A 19,302-nucleotide genomic window follows, 5' to 3' on the forward strand; every position below is an offset into this window, starting at 1 on the left:
TTATCTCAAGTGTCTATCTATTAAATTTACAACTATCTCTTTAATTCCAAGATGAGTGCTTTTTAGCTCGTTTTCTATTTTTTCTATAAGTTCGTCTTTTGCCTCTTTAGCACCTTTAACGCCAAGCAGATTAGTAAACGAGTTTTTCACACTGTCATTATTTGTAGGTTTGCCGACCTCGGTGGCACTCTTTGTCGCGTCTATAATATCATCGGCTATTTGAAAAGCAAGTCCCAAATCAAGCCCGACTTTGTAGATTTTTTCGCTATCCTCATGGCTCATATCGGCTATTACGCATCCAGCTTTTAAGCTTGCGGCAATTAGCTTAGCGGTTTTGTGCAAATGCAAAAACGTAAGCTCTTGCAATCCAAGCCTCTGGTTTTCAAAGTGGCAATCCAATGCCTGACCCAAAACCATTCCGCCAACACCAGCATTCTGACTTAGAATTTCAACGCATTTTATACGAATTTCTGAGCTTAAATTAGTCTTTGAAATTTGATAAAAGGCATGAGTATTTAAAGCGTCTCCAACCAAAACAGCAGTAACCTCATCAAATTTTACATGAAGTGTCGGCTTGCCTCTGCGAAGCTGGGAATTATCCATCACCGGCAAATCATCGTGAATAAGAGAGTAAGTGTGCATCATCTCAAACCCAAGCGCCACACCAAACGCATCCTTTAAAACTTCGGGCTTAAGCGCTTTCACAACTCCTAATAAAAGCATCGCACGAAAGTGTTTGCCTCCGGCAAGCAACATATATTTTAAAGCCTCATCAAAATACGGATGAAAGCTTGGGGCACTCGGCAAATTTTCCGCCAAGAAACTCTTAAAATCATTTAATAAATTTTCATTCATTTAGCGCACTTTATAGAAGAAGTCAAAACCTTCACGTCGAAAAAGCAGTATATATTCGCTTTTTTCTTTTGACGTAAATTTCAAAATATCCCTATAGTCTTTAACTTCATTTTGATTAATTTGTATAAGCTTATCACCAGGTTTTATCCCAAATCCCGCAGCCTGAGAATCTTCATCAACTTTTTTGACTACAAGTTTATCATCAAGAGTTATTCCTTGCGCCTTAAAAAAATCTCTGGCGGTATTAACTACTTTAGACTCTTTTTTTATCTCTGTTTTATCAACATTAAAATTTGTCTTTTGAGTATTTTGAGCGTTTGACTCGCTAGAAACTGGTATATCAAACCTCTCGATTACTTCATTTCTGATGATTTCAAAATTTAAAATTTCGCCCTTTTTGGAGAATAAAATTCTCTCATTTAGCTCTCTTAGAGTGGTAAATTTTTGGCCATTTATACTTACTATTTCATCGCCCATCATCAATACAGCGCCTCTACCTAATCTCTCTACGCTTTTTACATAAATTTTATCCTTAATAGCCTCAAAGCTAGCTCCAACATCTCCATAATACAGATCAGGATAGGCGATAAAATGCTTTAGATATCTACTTGGCACAAATTTATTACCGCCCACTGCGATACCGCGCATATTGCAACAAACACTAAGAAGCGCTCCTGTGCCATTTACATCAAAAGTAAGAGTATCGAGCTCTCCTAGTCTTTCTCCAAGAGATTTGACATGTCCGTAAACAGTCGCGTTAAGATCGCTAGTAACGCTTACCCAATCGCTCTTTTTAGTATTGTTATCATCGCTCATCCTAATTGGCTCAAGCTTGATATCCGATGCAAGTAGATAAAGTCCCAAAAATGGATCGAATTTGATATAGTTTTTGATAGGCATTTGACTATTTTTAGGAACGGCTATTAAATTCGGGCTAAGTGCGATGCCTTTATTCCCACTTACATCCACAATACTTGGTAAGGTTTTTTCAAAGCAAGCGTTAAAATCATCTTGTGTAGGTCTAGGAGCAGCAAAAACAATCGCACAAAGTGTTAAAATAAGAAAAATTTTTCTCATCTATACACCTCCGACAAATCCACCTAACATCTTAGAAGCCATATGCTTTTTACTCTCTTCAACCATTGCCATTACGTCATTTACGGCACTGATTAGTAAAATTTGCAAACTCTCTTTGTCCTCAAGCAGACTATCGTCTATAGTGATATCCAGAAGCTCTCCCTTGCCATTAGCTCTTACGCTAACAAGCCCTCCGCCACTCTTTACACTAAATTCGCGGTTCGCAGTTTCATTTTCAAGCTCACGAGCTTTCTTTTGAACCTCTTCAAGCATCTCACCCATTTTAGAAAAATCAAGTCCTTCAAACATAAAAAATCCTTTTGGTTTTGGCTGATTATATCAAATTTGAGCTTATATAAATTTGTTTTATTTTTTGATCTGTTTGCAGAGTATCTAAACTTTAGGATATTGTTTGGTTTTTCTCATTTACATGCACGATTTTAGGCTCAAATTTTTTAGCTTTTTTAAATTTCATTGTTGCGTAAGCTACTATGATAACCTTGTCACCTATACAAACTTTGCGTGCAGCGGCTCCATTAAGGCAAATATCGCCTTCTTTTTCGCTTTTTATTACATAAGTAGAAAATCTCTCGCCGTTATTTATATTTAGAATTTCAACCTTTTGATTTTCTATTAAATTTGCCGCTTCCATCAATTTTTCATCAATTCCTATCGAGCCTACATAGTTTAGATTGGCATCACTTACCGTTGCCCTATGAATTTTACTAGCCAAAATCTCTATTCTCATTTTATACCTTTTGTATTTTAAATTTATTTGTCATAGATAAAATTAGCGAGATAAAGTCTGTAAAACAACATCTTTATCGCTAAACGGATATTTTATCCCTTTGATCTCCTGATAGCTCTCATCGCCTTTACCTAAAATCACTAAAATTTGCCCGCCTTTTAAGCTTTCAAGTCCGATTTTAATAGCCTTTTTTCTATCGGGTTCGCAAATCACACTATCATTCATCTTCATGCCCGCACAAATTTGCTTTATTATCTCTATAGGCTCTTCGCTTCTTGGATTATCGCTAGTCACTATCGCAAGCTTTGCAAATCTTTGCACCATTGCACCCATTTTAGGACGCTTTGTATTATCTCTATCTCCTCCCGCTCCAAAGATCGCCACAATCTCATAGTGACAAAGTGCATTCAAGACTTTTTCAATTCCATCTGGAGTATGCGCAAAATCAACAATAACAAGAGGATTGTCACTAACAACCTCCATACGACCCTCAACACCGCCAAAATTACTAACTGCACGCGATATCTCATTACAACTCTTATCCGTTAAGCTCATTACGCAACCAATCGCCGCAATTAGATTGTAAAGATTAAATTCACCCTGCAAATTTGAGCTGATCTCAAGCTCGCCCTTTGGAGTCTTAATAATAGCATTAATGCCATTTTTTAATCCATAAGCGATAGGAGTGAAATTTGCATGCTTTTTAAGTGAATAAGTAAGCGCATTTTTAGCGTTAAATTTTAGATTTCCATCATCGATATTTATAAGTTTTAAAGTGTCATCATCAAAAAAACTGCTTTTTACACGCGCGTATTCTTCGAAAGTGTGATGGTAGTCAAGGTGATCTTGTGTCAAATTTGTAAAAATTTTCATCGCAAAATCAAGACTCTCTATGCGATTTTGGTCTATGGCATGAGAACTAACCTCCATAACGAAAAATTCGCACTTCTCTTCGCTTGCAACTTTTAAATAATTAATAGTACGCAAAATTTCACTTGTAGTAAGCGCCTTTTCATCAATCCTTTTATCATTAACAAATGCGCCTCTCGTGCCGCAAAGCCCGCATTTATAGCCAAGATCAAGCAATATTGAGTAAATCGCTGCGGCAGTTGTAGTTTTACCGTTTGTTCCCGTTACGCCTATGATTTTTATATTTTTATCAATCCCCAAAATCTCTTTGCATTCGCTTAAACTTATGACTTTAGCGCCATTAGCAATAGCTGAGTCTATAAATTTTGAATTTGTATGAGTGCGAACAAAAAAGCATCCTTTTTCGCATTCTTTTGAATTATCCGTTACAAATGAGTCTTTAATGTAAATCTTCACTTTTGCGCCTTTTGTTTATTTCTCCGATTAGCGCATTTAGTCTCTCGTCGCCGGCAAAAATAGAGGCAGCGCTTTCTATGTAGTTTAATCCCATCTCGATAAAATCGTTTTTAATCAAATTTTCTAAAAATTGCAAAAAGTCATCTCGGCTACTTATCATAACTCTGGTAGAAAACATAATATCTTCAAATACACTCTTAAAGCTACCCTCCCTGGCAACCGCCTGCATAAAATCATGATAGCTGATCGCATTTTGACTTTCAAGCTCATCTTTCTCTTCAAATTTAGACTCTAGAGTGGCTAAAATTTCATCCAAATCCTCAGCACTCATTCCCACATCCTCTTTGACCTTAAAAATTTCAAATAGCATCGTAGCCTCATCATATCTTGTTTTGGCAAGTGAGCAAAGCATTATGAAAAATAGAAATTTTTTATCGTTTTTTTTGTCGTATGCAAGCGAAAAATAATTCATCGCCTCATCAAATCGCCCTTTATAAAAGGCCTTGATACCAAGTTTTTTATAATCTATCAATCTAAATTAACCTCTTCGCCAATAGGAATATTTATCACCTCAAGTTCAGGGTGAATATCTATCCTAAGCTGTCTTTCTATGCCGTATTTTAAGGTAGTTCCGCTTGCTGCGCAGCCATGACAATGACCAGTAAGTCGAACATAAATTTTGCCATTTTTGATGCCTAAAAGCTCGAGTCCTCCGCCATCTCTCTCAAGCATAGGCATAACTTTTTGCAAACTCATACTTACAGGTTTTAAAAGCTCTTCATCACTAAACGGTATCATATCTCACCTTTTATTTTTTGGATTATTATACAATATTTGACAAAATTAAATTTTAAATGAAGAAAAATAATTTGCGATATTTAGGCAAATCTGAGTCTATTCTTAAAGAATATAAAAGTAAAAATTTTAAATCAACCAGACAAAAGAGTGTATTAGAGAGCTTTTGCTCTCTAATGTTATTCGCCAATTAGCTCTATATAAGCCATTTCAGCAGCGTCACCGCGTCTAACGCGAGTTTTAACTATTCTGGTATATCCGCCATTGCGTCCTGCAAATTTAGGAGCTACTTCAGTAACAAGCTTATTTGTAGTCTCTTTATCTTGAAGACTTGCAAAAACCGCTCTATGAGCATTGCTATCGCCTTTTCTAGCTCTTGTGATAAGCTTTTCGATATAGCTTCTAAGCTCTTTAGCTTTTGGTAGTGTTGTCTCTATTTTTTCGTTTTTTATTATTGCAATTGCCATATTTTTAAGCAATGCAGAACGATGAGATGCCGTTCTACCTAATTTTCTATAACCATGTTTATGTCTCATTTATTGTCCTTTTATTCTTTTGGGCTAGTTTGTGTTTTCAGCTCAGCTATTTTCTTTTTGAGCTGATCTTTACTGTTGCCTAAAGCATTGCCTCCGATAGGATATCCGATCTCTTCCATAACGGCTTTTATCTCTTCAAGAGATTTTTTACCTAGATTTTTAAGATCTCTAAGCTCATTTTCGTCCATTAAAGCAAGCTCGCCGATAAATCTAACATCTGCTCTATCAAGGCAGTTAAAGCTTCTAGCGCTTAAATTTAGCTCTTCAACACTTTGAAGAAGTTTAGTATGCTCACCTGAAGCCATAGCGCCGCTTGTCTGTGCAGAGATATCTATATCTAAAACACCCTTAAACACAGACATTTGGTGATACATAGCCTCAATAGCATGCTTAAATGCTTCGATTGCACCCACCTGACCATCCGTAGTAACTGTAAAAACTATCTTTTCGTAGTCAGGATTATCCTCAACCAAAACATTTTGAAGCTCATATACAGCTTTTTTTACCGGTGTAAAGAAGGCATCAAGAGCTATATAGTCATCTTCCATCTCTTCACGAATCTCTTCACTTGGAACATATCCTATACCCTTTTGTATAATTATCGAAAATTTAAGCTCTGCATCTTCGTTTATAGTAGCCAAATAAGCATCAGGATTTACGATCTCTACCAAATCATTACCAAGATCTCTACCGCTTATCTCTTTTGGTCCCTTAAAGCAATACTCTACAATCTCTTTTTCAGAGTCGTTTTTAAGCTTGAAGCGCAAATTTTTCAAATTTATAATAAATTGAGCAACATCTTCAAGCATACCACGCATAGAGTCAAACTCGTGTGTAACGCCCTCTATCTTAACACCAGTAGGAGCAAATCCTACGGTGCTGCTGTAAAGAAGGCGGCGAAGAGGGTGAGCTAAAGTCACCGCATAACCTGTCTCAAAAGGATAGGCTGTTATTCTAGCAACATTTTCGCTTATACTCTCTACTGAGATCTCAGTAGGCATATAGGCTGATGTAGTAATCTTTTTCATTATTACACCCCTTATTATTTCGAATAAAGCTCTACTATGAATCTTTCCTCAACAGGAATGATAACCTCTTCTCTTTCTGGTGTTCTTGTAAAAATTCCAAATTTCTTATCTTTTTCAACATCAACCCAAGAAACGATTCCTGTTTGTGCTGTAAGATCAATCGCACGTACTATTTGTGGATTGTTTTTTGATTTCTCAACTACTTCGATTTTTGAACCGGCATCAACTCTATACGAAGGGATATTAACCTTCTTTCCATTTACTAAAATATGTCCATGAGTTACAAGCTGACGAGCAAATCTACGAGTTGTAGCAAAGCCCATTCTGTAAACTACGTTGTCAAGTCTTTGCTCAAGAAGTTGAACTAAAAGCGCACCTGTGTTGCCTTCTCTTCTAGCTGCTTCTTGGAATAGCTTTCTAAATTGCTTTTCAGAAATTCCGTACATAAATTTAGCTTTTTGTTTCTCTCTTAATTGAAGTCCGTATTCGCTAATCTTTGCTCTTCTTTGTCCGTGTTGTCCAGGAGCATAAGGGCGTTTTTCAACAGCTGATTTACCAGCCAATCTTCTCTCTCCCTTAAGTGCTAAGCTTACACCAAGACGTCTTTCTAATTTTTCAACAGGCCCTCTATATCTTGCCATAATAATTCTCCTAATTTTCTAATTATACGCGGCGGCGTTTTGGTGGTCTGCAACCATTGTGAGCAAGCGGAGTTATATCTTTAAGGAATGTAACTTTAATGCCCTCTATTGCACCTACACTTTTTACAGCAGTCTCTCTACCGCTTCCTGGACCCTGAACTTTTATGCCCACCTCTTTTATTCCGTGCTCTTTTGCTTTATTAATAGCATCTTCTACTGCTTGTTGAGCTGCATATGGAGTTGATTTTTTGCTTCCTTTGAAGCCTAAACCACCTGCGCTACTCCAAGCTATAGCATTTCCCATCTCATCAGTAACTGTTACCATGGTGTTGTTAAAAGTCGCACTTATATAAACGATGCCTTTAGCAATACTTTTTCTTACTACTTTCTTTTTAACTACTTTTCTTTTTGCCATCATCTATCCTTATTTTGTTGCAGCGCCAACAGTTTTACGCTTACCTTTTCTGGTTCTAGCGTTTGTTTTTGTCTTTTGACCACGAACAGGAAGACCCTTTCTATGGCGAAGACCTCTGTAGCTTCCAAGATCCATAAGTGCTTTTATGTCCATAGCAACACTTTTTCTAAGATCACCCTCAACCACGTGATGTTCTTGAATCTCTTTACGAATCGCCGCAGCCTCGTCTTCACTTAGCTCATGAACTCTTTTGTCATAAGAAATTTTTGTAGCATCAAGAATTTGTCTTGATTTATGAAGGCCAATACCATAAATGTAAGTTAGACCATACTCAATTCTCTTTTTCTTAGGTAAATCTACACCTGCAATACGAGCCATTCTTTATCCTTGTCTTTGTTTATGTTTTGGATTTTCGCAAATAATGCGAACTATACCTTTACGCTTGACAATTTTACATTTGTCACACATCTTCTTTACAGAAGGACGAACTTTCATCTCAGTCTCCTAAAAAATTTATTCCACTTTTTGGGGGCTGCATCAGGTTTAAAGAAGTTATTAAACCAACTATTTTCAAAACAAGTGGTAGCTTTGAAAATAATTCTTCATACAGCATTTGTTGCAAAGGGCTGATTTTAGCCAAATTTAGCTTTTAATTTACTTATGGCGATAAATTATTCTACCCTTATCAAGACTATACGGCGTGAGTTCCACTTTTACGCGATCTCCCGGCATTATCTTGATATAGTGCATTCTCATCTTACCTGCAATATGACATAAAATCACATGTTTATTGTCAAGCTCGACTTTAAAGGTTGCATTCGGCAGAGCCTCTATCACGTTGCCGTCAATCTCTATGACGTCGTCTTTTGCCACTATTTACCTCCTCTCATAAATTTTCAGTTGCAAGATCGCAACATAAATAACTTAAAATTTTAACTCACCACAAATTAAAATTTTACAATTCACAAATTTTGATTTGCAAATTGTAAAAACTTAGGCGATAAATTTACGCTTTGCTTAAAATTTCAGCTCTTCCGTTGATCACAGCTACACAATGTTCATAATGGCTAGTTCTCAAACCATCCTTGCTAGTTACCTTCCATTTGTCACTTCCGACAACCGGTGTTCCGTCTTTTTGGCATATCATAGGCTCTATACAAAAAACCATTCCGTTTTTGATCTTTGGTCCGGCTTTCGGGTTATTGCCTTCTAAATAGTTTGGTACTTCAGGCTCTTCGTGCGGGTGCTTGCCTATGCCGTGTCCGCAAAATCCTCTAAGCGGCACAAAGCCTCTTGCAAGGATAAATTTCTCAAGCTCATAACTAAGCTCTTTAAAATGCATGCCCTCTCTTATGATGTCAATCGCAAAATAAAGTGCGTCTTTAGAACAAGCTATTAGAGCCTCGTCCTCTTTTGAAATTTGCCCAACTGCAAAAGTTCGAGCAGAGTCGCCAAAAAATCCGTTTAAATTTGAGCCGATATCAACACCTACTATGTCGCCTTCTTTTAGAATCGTTTTATCAGGGATTCCGTGGATGACTACTTCGTTTAAACTTATGCAAGCGGCATTTGGAAAGCCATAAAGTCCTTTAAACGCAGGCTTTGCGCCGGCAGCGCATATCATATCATCGCAAATTTTATCAATCTCAAGAAGAGACATTCCAGGCTTTATAATACTCTCAACATAATCAAGAGTTTGAGCGACAATCTTATTTGCCGCTCTAAGCTTCTCAATTTCAGCCAGTTTTTTAAGCGAAATCGCCATTATAATCCCACCGCGCTTAGGGTTTGATATTTATTCATATAAATTTGAGCCTCAATTCTTCTCATTGTATCAAGCGCAACTGAAACAACGATCAAAACTGATGTTCCACCGAAATAAAACGGCACACCCATAAATTTAACTAAAACCCAAGGCAGAGTTGAGATAAGACCCAAGTATATCGCGCCGCTAAATGTTAAGCGTGAAGCAATCTCATTTAGATACCCTGCAGTTCCCTCGCCAGGCCTAATTCCAGGTATAAATCCTCCCTGTCTTTTTAAATTTTCGCTGATATCTTTTGCGTTAAATACGATTGAAGCGTAAAAATATGCAAAAAACACAACAAGCAAGAATGTTAAAAAGTTAAAAAAGTATCCGTTCGGATTTAAAAAGTCATTAATCGCCTGGATGTATTTGTTTGTGCTTGCCTGTAAAATCGTACTTGGAAACATCAATATAGCACTAGCAAAGATAGGCGGGATAACACCACTTAAATTTACTTTTATAGGGATGTAGTTCATTATACGCTTATTTTGGTTTTCCATTACAACTTTTCTGGAGTAAGAGACAGGGATACGTCTTTCGCCCATCTCAACAAAGATAACTATACCTACGGTTGCCAAAATAACAAGCAAAATTCCTATAACAACTAAGAAATTTAATTCGCCTGTATTTACAAGATTTACAGTCCCGCCAATAGCAGATGGGATTCCCGATACGATACCTGCAAAGATAATAAGACTTATACCGTTTCCTATTCCTCTTTGAGTTATCTGCTCGCCTATCCACATAAGCATCATAGTTCCTGCCAGCATTGAAGCTGCCGCAATAGCTATAAATAGATTCATATCCAGCATTATAGCCTGCTCACCACCTCTTCCGCTTAAGCCCTGAAGTCCGATACTAACACCGATTGCTTGAACTACTGTTATACCGATTGTGGCATAGCGAATGATCTGCATATACTTTTGCATACCGTCGCGATCTTTTTTCATCTTGCCTAAATTTGGGAATGTAGCAGCCAGAAGTTCCATAACAATGGAAGCCGTAATGTATGGCATAATACCAAGTGATATTATGCTTAATCTTTCAGCGGCCTTACCGCTAAACATATTAAATAATCCTAATGCATTAGAGCTGTTTGAATCAAAAAACTCTTTAATTACATCGGCATTAACGCCAGGAACTGGCACATAAGCCAGTATCCTGTAAGCAAACAAAAATGCCAACGTGATTAATATCTTGTTGGTCAATGTTTTATTCATTATGCACGTCCGCTAACGATAACGTTCTCGTCTTTTATCTTTGAAACAAGAGTTTTTGCGCTCGCTCCAATTAGTTTTATTTTTGTAACGCTTCTTGAAATTTTATGAACAGTAGCGATTGAAGCGATTGTAATTTCGCCAAGCTCTTTTACCGCTGTAATTTTCTCAACGTTGATAACATAAGGTTTTTCAAATTTAGAAGCAAAACCTACCTTAGGAAGACGTCTTTGAAGCGGTTGTTGTCCACCCTCAAAACCTCTCTTCTCATTGTAACCTTTTCTAGCTCTTTGACCCTTATGTCCTTTTCCCGCAGTCTTACCTTGACCGCTACCTTGACCGCGTCCTAATCTCTTAGTCTCGCGAGTTGAACCGGCAGCCGGAGTTAATTTTTCAAGTCCCATATTCCCTCTCCTTAGCTTTTAAGCATACTTAATGCTTTGATTGTAGCACGAACAACGTTTGCAGAGTTGTTTGAGCCAAGTGATTTTGTCAAGATATCCTTGATACCTGCAAGCTCTAGAATAGGGCGAGTTGAGCCGCCGGCTATAACACCTGTACCTTCGCTTGCCGGGCGAAGTAGAATTTTACTTGCATTGTATTTAACCTCTATATCATGAGGAATAGTCGAGCCTTTAAGCTTAACGTTGATAATGTTTTTAAACGCATCGTCAACCGCTTTTCTAATCGCATCAGGAACCTCTTTAGCTTTACCAAAGCCAAAGCCTACAAGTCCGTTTCTATTTCCAACTACTATAAGAGCTGTAAATCTAAATCTTCGACCACCTTTAACAACTTTCGTAACCCGACCGATATCGACGATTACTTCTTCAAATTCTTCTCTATTATACTTTTCCATCGATTTTCCTTTGGGTTATAGTTTTATGCCGTTTTCTCTCAAAGCGTCAGCAAAAGCCGCTACAACGCCGTGATACAAATAGCCATTTCTATCGAATATCGCCTCTTCTATTCCCTTGACTTTTAATGTTTTTGCAAATTCTTTTGCTAAAACTACAGCACCCTCTTTGTTGGCTTTTATACCAAGTTTTCTTCCGTCAGCCGCTGCGATAGTAGTTGCTGCAACATCTTCGATAGCCTGAACATAAAGTGTTCTATTTGATTTAAAAATAGAAACTCTTGGTTTTAAGGCAGTGCCAGAAATTTTAGCTCTAATTCTTCTCTTTCTCTTTATTCTAAGAGCGAGTTTTCTTTTTAATACATTTGCTGTCATTACCTATCCCTTACTTCTTAGATGTTTTACCGGCTTTGCGGATAATGCGCTCTTCAGCATATTTTATACCCTTGCCTTTGTATGGCTCTGGTGGGCGATATCCTCTAACTTGAGCTGCGATTTGTCCTACAACTTGCTTATCATCGCCTTTAATAGTGATGACGTTTTTCTCTACGCTTACTTCAACACCTTTTGGTACTTCGTGGTTGATCGGGTGAGAAAATCCAAGAGTTAGCTCAAGCACGCTTCCTTTAGCTGCAGCTTTATAACCTACACCGTTGATCTCAAGCTTGCGAATGAAGCCCTCTGTAAGACCTGTAACGATATTGTTAGCTAGCGCTCTATATGTGCCCCAGTAAGCTCTACTTTGGCGATCGTCGCCCTTAGGAGAGAATACGATAGAGCTGTTTTCTACCTTAACATCAACATGACCTTTTGTGTCAAGTTCTTTTGTATTATTGCCTTTTTTAAATTTAAGCAAATTTCCTTCTACGCTGACATCTAGTCCGTTTGGAATAGCTATCGGCTGTTTACCTATACGTGACATTTTTTTCCTTTTTACTTGTCTAGGGTATGTCTACTTTATACGAATGGATACCACAATACCATAAAAAGCAGAAACTAAATTCCACTTCGTCCAAAGTTAAATTTGAACGACTAAAAAGAGCAAAAGCCCTTTTTAAACCTTTAAATTCTTTGTTGTCTGAGATTTAGCAAATTTGATCACTAAATTTTGGAGTGTTACAAAATAGCAAGCTAATAAGCTTAGCTTATCGTGCAAGCTCCATTATAAGGTGTTATAAACGATGTCATGACATCGTTTATATTCATTACCATATAGTACAAAGAATTTCGCCGCCAACACCGGCTTTGTGAGCGTCTTCGTTGCTTAAAACGCCTTTGCTTGTGCTAACGATAATTGTTCCGTAACCGTTTTTAAATCTCTTGATCTCATCCTTGCCTTTATAGACACGGCGACCCGGTTTTGAAACTCTTTTAAGTTCGTTTATAACGCTATTTCCACGCTCATCATACTTTAAAACAACGTTTATAAATTTCTTTTTATCCTCTTCAACTACATTATAGCTTTCTATGTAGCCTTTTGTAGCCAAGATCGCCAAAGTAGCTTCAACAACGTTTGAGTGAAGCAGCTTTGTAGTCTCAAGCTTTCTCATAGAGGCGTTTCTGATGCGTGTTAGTCCATCTGATATTAAATCATTCAACATTTTTCTTCCTTACCAGCTTGCTTTTTTAAGACCAGGAATCAATCCCTCATTAGCCATTTTTCTTAGGCATACTCGGCAAATTCCAAAATCTTTATAAACAGAGTGTGGTCTACCACAAATTTGGCATCTTGTATAACCGCGCACCTTAAATTTAGGAGTGCGAGCTGCCTTTGCTATCATTGATTTTTTTGCCATATTACTTTCCTTTTGCAAATGGCAAACCAAAAAGCTCAAGCAATTTGAATGCCTCTTTGTCGCTATCTGTTGTTGTAACAATTACGATATTCATACCGTGAGTGCGCAGAATCTTATCATACTCAACCTCAGGAAACATTAGCTGCTCGTCTAGACCGAAGTTATAGTTACCGCGTCCATCAAATCCATCTCTAGGAAGACCTCTAAAGTCCTTAACTCTTGGAAGAGCGATAGTGATAAGCTTGTCTAAAAATGCAAACATCTGATCTTTTCTAAGAGTTACTTTTACTCCCACAGGGAATCCCTCACGAACCTTAAAGCCGGCAACTGACTTTTTAGCGTCTGTTACTACAGCCTTTTGTCCGGCAATTAACGAAATCGTATCAGCTACGTTTTGAAGTAGCTTTTGATCTTTCGCAGCTTCGCCTGCGCCTACGCTGATAACGATCTTCTCAATCGCTGGTATAAGCATAGGATTTTTGATATCAAATTCTTTTGCTAAAGCTGGCTTAATGGTTTCGCTATATTTTACTTTTAATCTATTCATAATTAACCCTCAACCTTCGCAACATTTGAGATATCAATTGGCATCTCTTTATTTATAAAGCCACCGTTTGGAGTCTTTTCACTTGGCTTAATAGCCTTTTTAGCTACTTTACAACCCTCTACGATAACTTGTCCTTTTTTAGCAAGAACCGATAAAATTTTGCCTGTTTTGCCCTTGTCATCACCTGCAATAATCTTTACGGTATCGCCCTTTTTAACCTTGAATTTTACATTAGCCATTATAACACCTCCGGAGCAAGTGAAACAATCTTCATAAAGTTAGCATATCTAACCTCACGACCAACAGGCCCGAAGATACGAGTTCCTATAGGCTCTCTTTTGTTATCTAAGATTACCGCTGCGTTCTCGTCAAATCTAATTAGTGAGCCGTTCTCTCTTTGAACCTCTTTTTTAGTTCTAACAACAACAGCTTTTACGACTTGACCCTTCTTAATCTTTCCGTTTGGAAGAGCTTTTTTAACAGAGCAAATAATAACATCACCAAGTGTTGCGTATCTTCTTTTGCTTCCGCCTAAAACTTTTATACACATTAACTCTTTTGCGCCACTATTATCAGCAACTGCAAGTCTTGTAAAACTTTGAATCATTACTCAACTCCCTTTGCCAATACAGCTTTTAGACGAAAGCTTTTGCGTGCTGAAAGTGGTCTGCACTCAACCGCAACAACAGTATCTCCTGCTTTTGTTTCGTTTTTCTCATCATGAATCATATATTTCTTAAAGCGTTTTACAAATTTATGGTATCTTGGGTGCATAACACGTCTTTCAACCAAAATAGTAGCTGTTTTATCTCCAGCTTTTTGTAAAACAACACCTTGGATTTCTCTTTTAAATGCCATTTCTCACCCCTTATTTTGTTGCACTAATTGCAGTATTGATCTGTGCTATCTCTTTTTTAACAGCACGGATCTCGTTAGGGTTGCTTAACTGCATAGTCTTTAGCTTTTGTCTTAATGTAAACAAAAGCACCTTTTTCTCTTTCAATAACGCGTTTAGCTCTACTACGCTCTTATCTTTTAAATCAGTATATTTCATTTTCACTCTCTCGCGTTACAATTTTTGTCTTAAATGGCAACTTGTGCATAGCCAGCGTAAGCGCCTCGCGTGCAAGTTCCTCATTAACTCCTGCCAACTCATAAATGATTCTGCCAGGCTTAATGTTCATAACCCACTCTTCTACACCTGCCTTACCTTTACCCATACGAGTTTGAAGTGGCTTTTTAGTTAGTGGCTTATCAGGGAAAACTCTAATCCAAATTTTAGCCTGTCTCTTTACATGACGTGTAAGAGCTTGACGAGCAGCTTCGATTTGGCGTGAATTTACGCGTCCAGCCTCAACAGCCTTTATGCCTACTTCACCCATTGCAAGATCTATACCACGAGTAGCCTTACCGCGGTTGCGACCTTTCATCTGTTTGCGAAATTTTGTTCGTTTTGGCATCAACATGATTATTTACCCCTTCTTGCTCTGCGTGTTTTCTTAGGCGCCTCTTCCTCATTCTTCTCGACTTGAACGCCTTTTTGAAGAACTTCGCCTTTAAATATCCACACTTTAATACCTATGTTTCCATAAGTAGTATGCGCCTCTGCAAAGCCGTAATCAATCTTCGCTCTTAGTGTATGAAGAGGCACACGACCCTCCAAATACCACTCTGTTCTTGCCATCTCAGCGCCGCCTAGACGTCCAGCAACTGAAATTTTAATACCTTTAGCGCCAGATTTTTGAGCAGCTTGGATTACTTTTTTCATTGCACGTCTAAATGCAACACGTTTTTCAAGCTGCATTGCAACATTTTCTGCAGCAAGTTGAGCAGAAGATTGAGCTTTTCTCTCTTCTTTAATATTTACATTAACCTCTTTATTGATTAGCTTTTGGATATCCTCTTTTAGCTTCTCAACATCTGAGCCTTTTTTGCCAATAATGATTCCAGGGCGAGCTGCCACTACAGTCACTCTTATCTTCTTAGCTGTTCTTTCTATTACAATTTGTGAAATTCCAGCATAGTATAGTTTTTTCTTCAAAAATGCACGAATTTTATAGTCTTCGCCAATATTTTCTACCATACTTCCTTTAGTAGGAAACCATCTTGACTCCCAGTTGCGGTTGATTCCTAGTCTTAAACCGATCGGATTTACTTTCTGTCCCATATTATGCTTCCTTCTTTTCAGGTTTAGATACTTCTACCAAAATGTGAGAAGTAGGCTTGCGAATTCTGCTCGCGCTTCCTCTTGCTCTTGGTCTAAATCTTTTTAATACAGGACCTGCATCCACACGGCAGCTTTTCACAACTACCTCTTCAGGCTCAAAACCGCCATTTGCAACAGCCGAGCTAATTGCATTTGCTATAAATTTAGCGCCACGGTTTGGCATAAAGCTAAGACTTGCAAGTGCAAGCTCAGCATTCATTCCCTGAACCTCATTTGCTATCAATCTTGTTTTAGTTGGAGATAGTCTTACGAATTTTATAATTGCCTTACTCATTCATATCTCCTTATTTGCCTATTTTCTTTTGCACTGAACCTTTGTGGCCCTTAAATGTGCGTGTTGGAGCGAATTCGCCTAGTTTGTATCCGATATGATTTTCTGTAACATATACTGGAATGAAACTTTTACCATTGTGGACATTAAATGTTAGTCCAATCATTTCAGGCACAATCGTACTGCGTCTTGACCATGTTTTGATCGGCTTGTTGTCGTTGGCTTTTTTGGCAGCAACAACTTTTTTCATTACATGTCCGTCTACGAAAGGACCTTTTTTGAGTGATCTAGCCATCTCTATTTTCCTTTCCTTCTTGAAATAATTAGCTTATCGCTAGCCTTCTTGCGGCGAGTCTTAGCACCTTTAGTTGGTTTACCCCATGGAGTTACTGGGTGACGGCCTGAATTTTTCTTACCTTCACCACCACCGTGTGGGTGATCAACAGGGTTCATAGCAGAACCTCTGGTTTGCGGGCGAATACCTCTGTGGCGATTACGTCCAGCTTTACCTATAGTTACGTTAGCCCAATCCTCGTTTCCGATAACGCCAACGCTAGCCATACACTCTGCTAAAATTTGTCTCATTTCACCGCTTGGAAGTCTTAAGATAACGTATTTTTCCTCTTTACCCATAAGCTGTGCATATCCACCTGCAGATCTTGCTATCTGTCCGCCTTTGCCAGGTTTTAACTCTACGTTATGAACGATTGTTCCCACAGGAATATTTTTTAGCTTCATTGCGTTACCTGGTTTTATATCAAGACCCTCTTCGGCTGCAGATACGATATCACCTACATTTAGTCCGTTTGGTCTGATGATATAGCGTTTTTCGCCATCTTTATAGGCGATAAGTGCTATACGGCAGTTTCTGTTTGGATCATATTCGATAGCCTCAACCTTGCCCTCTATACCAAATTTGCGTCTTTTAAAATCTATAATACGATATAGCTTTTTAGCACCAGCTTGTTTATGTCTTGAAGTGATTCTTCCGTTGTTATTTCTACCGCCTGTTGCAGGAAGTTTTACAAGCAAACTTCTAACGCTTGGTTTAGCCGTGATATCTTCACTGCTAAGACCTGTCATAAATCTACGGCTCGGTGTATATGGTTTATATGTTTTAATCGCCATCTTACGCCTCCATGCTTTCTAGAGTTGAACCTTCAGGCAACTTAACGTAGAATTTTTTAACTTCACTGCGTTGTCCTGTTTGTCCTTTAAAACGCTTAACTTTGCCTTCCATTCTAAGTGAATTTACGCGAAGCGGCATCACTCCGAAATACTCTTTTAAAATTTCTTTTAGCCTATTTTTAGTCATTTTTGGTGAAGTTTGGATAACTACTACACCATCTTCTTGAAGGCCAAGAGTTTTTTCTGTATATAAAATTGTTTTGATATCAGTTATATCTGCCATTTTAGCCCTCTTTTGTTATAGATTCAAGTGCCGCTTTTTCAATGATAACCGCACTAAATACCGATACTAGATACGCATTTATCTCGCTTGCATCTACCAGATAGCAGTTTGATAAATTTCTAAATGCCAAAAGCGTGTTATCATCAAGCAAATCTTTAACTATCAAAGCATCTCTTAAATTTAGGCTATTGATAATTTTTGCCGCATCTTTTGTCTTTCCGCTGTCAATGCTGATGCTATCAACTGCGAAAATTTTGCCCTCGTTAGCCTTTTGTGCCAATGCGCACTCAAGAGCTAATCTCTTTTGTTTTTTATTAACTTTTTGGAAATAATTTCTATTGTTTAATGGACCAAAAGATACTGCACCGCCAACCCATACGTTAGTTCTAGTTGAACCTGCACGAGCTCCGCCGCGACCTTTTTGTCTCCAAGGCTTCTTACCTCCACCGCTTACAAAAGCACGAGTCTTAGTGTGAGCCGTATTTGCGCGGATACCTGCAAGGTAAGATTTAACATATAGATAAAGGTTGTGTGGATTTACCTCTGCATAGTTTGCAGGAAGGTCTAAATCTCCAGCCTTTTCAAATTTCTCGTTTAATACGCAAACTTTACTCATTTTACTATCCTTACTCTACCCATTGCGCCGTTGTGTCCAGGAACTGAGCCTTTTAAAACCAAAATTCCGTTCTCACTATCAAAACTTACAACTTCGTTTTTAACAGTTACTTTTACATCGCCCATATGTCCGGCCATTTTCATACCAGGTTGAACACGTCCCGGCCATTCGCAGTTACCGATTGATCCGTGACGTCTGTGGAAACGTGAACCGTGACTTTTTGGTCCGCCACCAAATCCGTGTCTTTTAACAACACCTTGATAACCTCTACCCTTTGAATCAAAGCTAACTTTTATGATTGCCGCTGAACTTAACGGGCTTACGTCAAGATCGCCTGCTTCGCTATTTGCAACTGTTAAAGTGGCAAATTTGTTGTACTCAGCCGAAAGATTGTATTTCTTTTGCTGACCTGCTATAGCTTTGTTCTTCGCTTTACCTTTTGCATAAGCAACGATTGCGCGGTTATTTTCACCCACTTCGCAAACTTTAGTCTCTACAAGTTTTAGAAGTGTAACTGGTGTGCTAGGAACCGAAATCGTCCTACTCATGCCTATTTTTTCTACGATATATTCCATTATCTAACCTTTCGCCTGATTACTTGCCCATCGCACGAACTTCGACGTTAACTTCAGGAGCCAAGTCAAGTTTTGTTAGCGAATCGACTGTGTCAGGTGTAGCTGCTACGATGTCAAGCATACGTGCATGAATTCTCATCTCAAACTGCTCACGTGAATCTTTGTTGATGTGTGGTGATTTTAAGACTGTGTAGCGTTTGATCTTAGTAGGCATTGGCACTGGACCTCTTACGTCAGCACCAGTTCTTTTGACAGCTTCTACGATTGCTGCAACTGTGCGGTCTAGAACTCTATGGTCATAAGCTTTGAGCTTAAGCCTGATTCTCTCCATTTGTTTTCCTTTAAAAATAGAACTTGTCGCAAACATACGACCTTTTATGACTTACATAAAAGACTGAGATTTTACTAAAATGAGCTTTTAAAGTCAATGTTTCAAGCTGTTTTAGTAAGATTTTTTGAAATTTATTTCCTTCTTGTAAGGAAAAATTTGAATAGTTTAAAAGAGTTTTTATACGAAATTTGAAAAATTTGATATTTAATTTTAGTTTTTTCCTTGTT

At 38.1% G+C, this 19,302-nt stretch carries 36 protein-coding genes; all 36 read right to left on the reverse strand.

Annotation, left to right across the window (positions count from 1 at the left end; genetic code table 11):
• Positions 1-855 (reverse strand): polyprenyl synthetase family protein, encoded by an 855-nt coding sequence (locus tag CDOM16189_RS09155; RefSeq protein WP_169975287.1) that lies wholly within the window; start codon positions 853-855, stop codon positions 1-3.
• A complete protein-coding gene (locus tag CDOM16189_RS09160; RefSeq protein WP_169975285.1) occupies positions 856-1,932 on the reverse strand; it encodes a DUF7488 domain-containing protein in 1,077 nt (358 codons plus the stop codon).
• Positions 1,933-2,241, reverse strand: coding sequence for a YbaB/EbfC family nucleoid-associated protein (locus tag CDOM16189_RS09165; RefSeq protein WP_169975284.1), 309 nt, complete (start codon positions 2,239-2,241; stop codon positions 1,933-1,935).
• Between the two features lie 91 nt (positions 2,242-2,332).
• Entirely contained in the window at positions 2,333-2,680 is a 348-nt protein-coding gene (panD, locus tag CDOM16189_RS09170) for an aspartate 1-decarboxylase (protein ID WP_169975282.1), read from the reverse strand.
• A gap of 42 nt (positions 2,681-2,722) precedes the next feature.
• Entirely contained in the window at positions 2,723-4,006 is a 1,284-nt protein-coding gene (locus CDOM16189_RS09175) for a UDP-N-acetylmuramoyl-L-alanyl-D-glutamate--2,6-diaminopimelate ligase (protein WP_169975280.1), read from the reverse strand.
• Positions 3,990-4,538 carry a histidine kinase gene (locus CDOM16189_RS09180; RefSeq protein ID WP_169975278.1) on the reverse strand — a complete coding sequence of 183 codons (549 nt, stop codon included), beginning with the start codon at positions 4,536-4,538 and terminating at the stop codon, positions 3,990-3,992. Before CDOM16189_RS09180 ends, CDOM16189_RS09175 begins: the two co-directional genes overlap by 17 nt.
• The gene (locus tag CDOM16189_RS09185; protein ID WP_169975276.1) at positions 4,535-4,804 is read right to left on the reverse strand and encodes a NifU family protein; all 270 of its coding nucleotides are present in this window, start codon (positions 4,802-4,804) and stop codon (positions 4,535-4,537) included. Before CDOM16189_RS09185 ends, CDOM16189_RS09180 begins: the two co-directional genes overlap by 4 nt.
• A 176-nt stretch (positions 4,805-4,980) precedes the next feature.
• Positions 4,981-5,337, reverse strand: coding sequence for a 50S ribosomal protein L17 (gene rplQ, locus CDOM16189_RS09190; protein WP_169975274.1), 357 nt, complete (start codon positions 5,335-5,337; stop codon positions 4,981-4,983).
• Between the two features lie 11 nt (positions 5,338-5,348).
• The gene (locus tag CDOM16189_RS09195) at positions 5,349-6,365 is read right to left on the reverse strand and encodes a DNA-directed RNA polymerase subunit alpha (protein ID WP_169975272.1); all 1,017 of its coding nucleotides are present in this window, start codon (positions 6,363-6,365) and stop codon (positions 5,349-5,351) included.
• Between the two features lie 14 nt (positions 6,366-6,379).
• Positions 6,380-7,006, reverse strand: a complete 627-nt coding sequence (rpsD, locus tag CDOM16189_RS09200; RefSeq protein ID WP_169975270.1) for a 30S ribosomal protein S4 — start codon at positions 7,004-7,006, stop codon at positions 6,380-6,382.
• A gap of 22 nt (positions 7,007-7,028) precedes the next feature.
• Positions 7,029-7,421 carry a 30S ribosomal protein S11 gene (gene rpsK, locus CDOM16189_RS09205; RefSeq protein ID WP_169975268.1) on the reverse strand — a complete coding sequence of 131 codons (393 nt, stop codon included), beginning with the start codon at positions 7,419-7,421 and terminating at the stop codon, positions 7,029-7,031.
• Between the two features lie 9 nt (positions 7,422-7,430).
• A complete protein-coding gene (gene rpsM / locus CDOM16189_RS09210; RefSeq protein WP_169975266.1) occupies positions 7,431-7,799 on the reverse strand; it encodes a 30S ribosomal protein S13 in 369 nt (122 codons plus the stop codon).
• Positions 7,800-7,802: 3 nt separating this feature from the next.
• Complete coding sequence (rpmJ, locus tag CDOM16189_RS09215; RefSeq protein ID WP_169975264.1) at positions 7,803-7,916, reverse strand: 50S ribosomal protein L36; 114 nt, start codon at positions 7,914-7,916, stop codon at positions 7,803-7,805.
• A 159-nt stretch (positions 7,917-8,075) separates the two neighbouring features.
• The gene (gene infA / locus CDOM16189_RS09220; protein WP_002943098.1) at positions 8,076-8,294 is read right to left on the reverse strand and encodes a translation initiation factor IF-1; all 219 of its coding nucleotides are present in this window, start codon (positions 8,292-8,294) and stop codon (positions 8,076-8,078) included.
• 133 nt (positions 8,295-8,427) lie between these two features.
• Positions 8,428-9,186 carry a type I methionyl aminopeptidase gene (map, locus tag CDOM16189_RS09225; RefSeq protein WP_169975262.1) on the reverse strand — a complete coding sequence of 253 codons (759 nt, stop codon included), beginning with the start codon at positions 9,184-9,186 and terminating at the stop codon, positions 8,428-8,430.
• A complete protein-coding gene (secY, locus tag CDOM16189_RS09230) occupies positions 9,186-10,448 on the reverse strand; it encodes a preprotein translocase subunit SecY (protein WP_169975260.1) in 1,263 nt (420 codons plus the stop codon). The genes map and secY overlap by 1 nt, the downstream gene beginning before the upstream one ends.
• Positions 10,448-10,849 (reverse strand): 50S ribosomal protein L15, encoded by a 402-nt coding sequence (gene rplO / locus CDOM16189_RS09235; RefSeq protein ID WP_169975258.1) that lies wholly within the window; start codon positions 10,847-10,849, stop codon positions 10,448-10,450. Before rplO ends, secY begins: the two co-directional genes overlap by 1 nt.
• A gap of 11 nt (positions 10,850-10,860) precedes the next feature.
• The gene (gene rpsE / locus CDOM16189_RS09240) at positions 10,861-11,304 is read right to left on the reverse strand and encodes a 30S ribosomal protein S5 (protein ID WP_169975256.1); all 444 of its coding nucleotides are present in this window, start codon (positions 11,302-11,304) and stop codon (positions 10,861-10,863) included.
• A gap of 15 nt (positions 11,305-11,319) precedes the next feature.
• Complete coding sequence (rplR, locus tag CDOM16189_RS09245) at positions 11,320-11,676, reverse strand: 50S ribosomal protein L18 (RefSeq protein ID WP_169975254.1); 357 nt, start codon at positions 11,674-11,676, stop codon at positions 11,320-11,322.
• Positions 11,677-11,686: 10 nt separating this feature from the next.
• Positions 11,687-12,223, reverse strand: coding sequence for a 50S ribosomal protein L6 (gene rplF, locus CDOM16189_RS09250; protein ID WP_169975252.1), 537 nt, complete (start codon positions 12,221-12,223; stop codon positions 11,687-11,689).
• 283 nt (positions 12,224-12,506) lie between these two features.
• Positions 12,507-12,902, reverse strand: a complete 396-nt coding sequence (gene rpsH, locus CDOM16189_RS09255) for a 30S ribosomal protein S8 (protein ID WP_169975250.1) — start codon at positions 12,900-12,902, stop codon at positions 12,507-12,509.
• A gap of 9 nt (positions 12,903-12,911) precedes the next feature.
• On the reverse strand, positions 12,912-13,097 hold the full coding sequence (locus CDOM16189_RS09260) for a type Z 30S ribosomal protein S14 (protein ID WP_169941742.1): 186 nt from the start codon (positions 13,095-13,097) through the stop codon (positions 12,912-12,914).
• A 1-nt stretch (position 13,098) separates the two neighbouring features.
• Positions 13,099-13,644, reverse strand: coding sequence for a 50S ribosomal protein L5 (gene rplE, locus CDOM16189_RS09265; RefSeq protein WP_169975248.1), 546 nt, complete (start codon positions 13,642-13,644; stop codon positions 13,099-13,101).
• A gap of 2 nt (positions 13,645-13,646) precedes the next feature.
• Positions 13,647-13,883, reverse strand: a complete 237-nt coding sequence (gene rplX, locus CDOM16189_RS09270; RefSeq protein WP_002943173.1) for a 50S ribosomal protein L24 — start codon at positions 13,881-13,883, stop codon at positions 13,647-13,649.
• Positions 13,883-14,251: a 50S ribosomal protein L14 gene (rplN, locus tag CDOM16189_RS09275; RefSeq protein ID WP_169975246.1), complete on the reverse strand. Its 369-nt coding sequence runs from the start codon at positions 14,249-14,251 to the stop codon at positions 13,883-13,885. The genes rplX and rplN overlap by 1 nt, the downstream gene beginning before the upstream one ends.
• Positions 14,251-14,502: a 30S ribosomal protein S17 gene (gene rpsQ, locus CDOM16189_RS09280; protein WP_169975244.1), complete on the reverse strand. Its 252-nt coding sequence runs from the start codon at positions 14,500-14,502 to the stop codon at positions 14,251-14,253. The genes rplN and rpsQ overlap by 1 nt, the downstream gene beginning before the upstream one ends.
• Positions 14,503-14,512: 10 nt before the next feature.
• Complete coding sequence (gene rpmC, locus CDOM16189_RS09285; RefSeq protein ID WP_169975242.1) at positions 14,513-14,698, reverse strand: 50S ribosomal protein L29; 186 nt, start codon at positions 14,696-14,698, stop codon at positions 14,513-14,515.
• Positions 14,685-15,110: a 50S ribosomal protein L16 gene (rplP, locus tag CDOM16189_RS09290; protein WP_169975240.1), complete on the reverse strand. Its 426-nt coding sequence runs from the start codon at positions 15,108-15,110 to the stop codon at positions 14,685-14,687. Before rplP ends, rpmC begins: the two co-directional genes overlap by 14 nt.
• Before the next feature lie 2 nt (positions 15,111-15,112).
• Entirely contained in the window at positions 15,113-15,811 is a 699-nt protein-coding gene (gene rpsC / locus CDOM16189_RS09295; protein WP_169975238.1) for a 30S ribosomal protein S3, read from the reverse strand.
• A gap of 1 nt (position 15,812) precedes the next feature.
• A complete protein-coding gene (rplV, locus tag CDOM16189_RS09300) occupies positions 15,813-16,145 on the reverse strand; it encodes a 50S ribosomal protein L22 (protein WP_169975236.1) in 333 nt (110 codons plus the stop codon).
• A 10-nt stretch (positions 16,146-16,155) separates the two neighbouring features.
• Positions 16,156-16,437 carry a 30S ribosomal protein S19 gene (gene rpsS / locus CDOM16189_RS09305; RefSeq protein WP_169941760.1) on the reverse strand — a complete coding sequence of 94 codons (282 nt, stop codon included), beginning with the start codon at positions 16,435-16,437 and terminating at the stop codon, positions 16,156-16,158.
• A gap of 2 nt (positions 16,438-16,439) precedes the next feature.
• Positions 16,440-17,270 carry a 50S ribosomal protein L2 gene (rplB, locus tag CDOM16189_RS09310; RefSeq protein ID WP_169975234.1) on the reverse strand — a complete coding sequence of 277 codons (831 nt, stop codon included), beginning with the start codon at positions 17,268-17,270 and terminating at the stop codon, positions 16,440-16,442.
• A 1-nt stretch (position 17,271) separates the two neighbouring features.
• Positions 17,272-17,553 (reverse strand): 50S ribosomal protein L23, encoded by a 282-nt coding sequence (locus CDOM16189_RS09315; RefSeq protein ID WP_169941764.1) that lies wholly within the window; start codon positions 17,551-17,553, stop codon positions 17,272-17,274.
• Between the two features lies 1 nt (position 17,554).
• Positions 17,555-18,169, reverse strand: a complete 615-nt coding sequence (gene rplD / locus CDOM16189_RS09320) for a 50S ribosomal protein L4 (RefSeq protein ID WP_169941766.1) — start codon at positions 18,167-18,169, stop codon at positions 17,555-17,557.
• The gene (gene rplC, locus CDOM16189_RS09325) at positions 18,166-18,744 is read right to left on the reverse strand and encodes a 50S ribosomal protein L3 (protein WP_169941768.1); all 579 of its coding nucleotides are present in this window, start codon (positions 18,742-18,744) and stop codon (positions 18,166-18,168) included. Before rplC ends, rplD begins: the two co-directional genes overlap by 4 nt.
• 19 nt (positions 18,745-18,763) lie before the next feature.
• Positions 18,764-19,075 (reverse strand): 30S ribosomal protein S10, encoded by a 312-nt coding sequence (gene rpsJ, locus CDOM16189_RS09330; RefSeq protein WP_002947121.1) that lies wholly within the window; start codon positions 19,073-19,075, stop codon positions 18,764-18,766.
• Positions 19,076-19,302 lie beyond the last annotated feature (227 nt).

Source organism: Campylobacter sp. RM16189, from assembly GCF_012978815.1.
In the GTDB taxonomy this organism is placed as follows: Bacteria; Campylobacterota; Campylobacteria; order Campylobacterales; family Campylobacteraceae; genus Campylobacter_A.